Origin of the sequence: Moorena sp. SIO2C4, from assembly GCF_010672485.1 — a bacterium.
In the GTDB taxonomy this organism is placed as follows: domain Bacteria; phylum Cyanobacteriota; class Cyanobacteriia; order Cyanobacteriales; family Coleofasciculaceae; genus Moorena; species Moorena producens.
Genome location: NZ_JAAHGN010000976.1, coordinates 1 through 2,897 on the forward strand (window position 1 = coordinate 1; position 2,897 = coordinate 2,897).

General features: G+C 44.4%; 3 protein-coding genes. 2 read left to right on the forward strand and 1 reads right to left on the reverse strand.

Annotated features, from left to right (window positions below):
• Positions 1–1,309: 1,309 nt before the first annotated feature.
• Positions 1,310–1,477 carry a hypothetical protein gene (locus tag F6K20_RS32310; protein WP_287297490.1) on the reverse strand — a complete coding sequence of 56 codons (168 nt, stop codon included), beginning with the start codon at positions 1,475–1,477 and terminating at the stop codon, positions 1,310–1,312.
• A gap of 385 nt (positions 1,478–1,862) precedes the next feature.
• Between F6K20_RS32310 and F6K20_RS32315 the strand changes: the two genes are divergently transcribed.
• Positions 1,863–2,030: a hypothetical protein gene (locus tag F6K20_RS32315; protein WP_271969434.1), complete on the forward strand. Its 168-nt coding sequence runs from the start codon at positions 1,863–1,865 to the stop codon at positions 2,028–2,030.
• 96 nt (positions 2,031–2,126) lie between these two features.
• Positions 2,127–2,861: a Uma2 family endonuclease gene (locus tag F6K20_RS32320; RefSeq protein ID WP_287297493.1), complete on the forward strand. Its 735-nt coding sequence runs from the start codon at positions 2,127–2,129 to the stop codon at positions 2,859–2,861.
• Positions 2,862–2,897 lie beyond the last annotated feature (36 nt).

The following is a 2,897-nucleotide window of genomic DNA, read 5'->3' on the forward strand; positions in this document are numbered from 1 at the left end:
TGCAATTTCCCCTGGTTGACTGACTTTAGATCATGGCGTAGGTTGGGTTGAGGCAACGAAACCCAACAAAGCGTGAGGCTTTTGTGGGGTTACGCTATCGCTAACCGCTCCCTACAGCACTAGCTTGCCTATTGCTAGCATGCCTATTGCCTTTTGCCTTATGACCTTGACTTATGCGCCGTTTTTTGATAGTATTAATTCCTGGAAAAATTGTTCCCTAAAATTAAATTAAGGATTAAACAAAATTATCCCACAAATTATTCCACAAATTTACTCAATTGTCCTGACATATCTCAGTTACTAAGAATAAATAATTGGTACCTAACGCCTAACTAATAAGCGTTGGTTTTACTAGTTTTTTTGACTTGCTTTAGTAAATAATTTATTTCAATCGGTGCTCGCTATAGCGCTAGGCGCAAGTAAGAAGTAAGAAGTAAGAAGTCAGAAGTAAGCTATGACTAAGTTTCGGAGTTTAGGAATGTTAAACATCTGAATGCGTAGTGCTATATAAGTTATTAATTAACTAGTAAGCATTCAGCCGTCAGCGGTCAGCCGTGAGCTAAAAGCTCACGCTACTTGAGGTGCGGTCAGCCGTGAGCTAAAAGCTCACGCTGCGCGAACAGCTTTCCATAACTCAGATTAAACTAATGCTTACCGGTTTTATTCAAAAGCTGTTCCCTTTGCTTACCCTATGCCCATAAGCACCTCAAGTAGCCTGTCCATAGCCCATAAGCTGATAACTGATAGCTGATAGCTGATAGCTGATAGCTGAATGCTTACATTAACTAATTTCATAAAAGCCAATTAACGACTATATGATTATCTAGTTATTAATGATAAAGGGTAGGATGGGGATTAGATTGTTTAAGAAAACTATGTTTAGGATTAAACAAAATTATCCCACCAATTTTCTAAATTATCCTGAAAGCTCTCAGTTAATAAGAATAAATAATTGGGGTCTAACTACTAATAGTTTAGTTTACTAGTTTGTTTTACTGGTTTGTTTAGGAAATCATCTAAAAAATAAAATTGGCAACCCGCGCTAATTAAAAAGCGTCCGTAGTCAGGCGCGAAATTTAAAGAAGGTGGGTTACGGCGCGGATACAAACTGATTGGTAATCCCTCAAAATCCTTGCCCAGCCTAACCCACCCTACGAACTAAAATTAAATACTAGATAGTAATAACTATCTAGTATTTAATTTTAGGAGTGGGCTTCGATGGTCCTGTTGATCTCAGTCTCTCCCCACACCACTTTTCATTAGTTGTGATGTCAACAGCAGGAAAGTGATTAAGGGGGAGATTGTGTGTCTATGGTTTTAGGGAGTCGGGAGTCGGGAGTCGGGAGTCGGGTAAGCTATGAGGTATGAGGTATGAGGTATGAGCTATCAGCGTGTCGCGTATCAGCGTGTCGCGTATCAGCTTTTGAATAAAATGAAACAGGGAAGATGCCTGTTCTACACTTGAGGCCACAGGCAAGATGCCTGTTCTACACTTGAGGAAACAGGGAAGATGCCTGTTCTACACTTGAGGCCACAGGCAAGATGCCTGTTCTACACTTGAGGCCACAGGCAAGATGCCTGTTCTACACTTGAGGCCACAGGCAAGATGCCTGTTCTACACTTGAGGCCACAGGCAAGAGGCCTGTTCTACACTTGAGGAAACAGGGAAGATGCCTGTTCTACACTTGAGGCCACAGGCAAGAGGCCTGTTCTACACTTGAGGAAACAGGGAAGATGCCTGTTCTACAGTTGAGGCCACAGGCAAGATGCCTGTTCTACAGTTGAGGCCACAGGCAAGATGCCTGTTCTACAGTTGAGGCCACAGGCAAGATGCCTGTTCTACAGTTGAGGCCACAGGCAAGATGCCTGTTCTACACTTGCCACTCTTGTCCCCCCTGCTCCCAATTCCCGATTCTAAATTCTACTTGGTGGTGCGTTACGGGGCGGACTATCCCAACGCTGGCTACGAGGTTGAAAATCAGGGCAAGCCCGCCCCTAACGCACCCTACGCACTAAATTCCCGATTCTAAATTCGCGCATTCTAAATTCTAAATTCCCGACTCCCTGCTCCCTATTCCCTAAAGCTCAAGATGCTATGCTCAAACTATCAGGTTCAACAGAGGATCATGTACCACACTGACCCACCCCGTCCTCCCAGGGAAACTATGCCCACTATGTATGATCTACCTAGTGAAGACCCAGAGGAGCCTGGTTTGCCTGACGAATTTCATGACTTCCAACCCCAACTATTGCGAGAAACCTGCCAACCTCCCAACTACCCTAGGGAGGAAATGTTCATTGGTACAGACCTGAATTTATATTACGATAGCCGTAATTCGTTATGGCACAAGCGACCGGATTGGTTTCTGGTATTGGGTGTGACTCCCGCTCAACAACAACTAGACCTGCGCTGGAGTTATGTGGTTTGGCAGGAAGGAATAGCCCCATTTTTAGTGGTGGAACTCCTATCACCAGGTACCGAAGCCGAAGATTTAGGACAAACCCTAAGGTCTGCGAACAAGCCACCTACTAAATGGCAAGCTTATGAGCAGTACATGCGGATTCCTTATTATGTGGTTTTTGACCGTTATGACAACCAGTTCCGGGTGTTTCAATTAATGCCCATACAGTATCAGGCGGTAGAACTTTCTGAACCGAAATTTTGGTTTCCAAGGCTGGAATTAGGGTTAGGAGTTTGGCAGGGGAAATATCAAGAAACAGAAGGGTTGTGGCTGCGTTGGTATGATGAAGCTGGTAATTGGATTCCAACTTCAGCAGAACGGGCTGAACAGGAACACCAACGGGCTGAACGATTGGCAGAACGATTGCGTAGCCTTGGGGTCAATCCTGATGATTTGTAATGTAGGGAGTAGGGAACAGCGGATCTGGGAACAGGA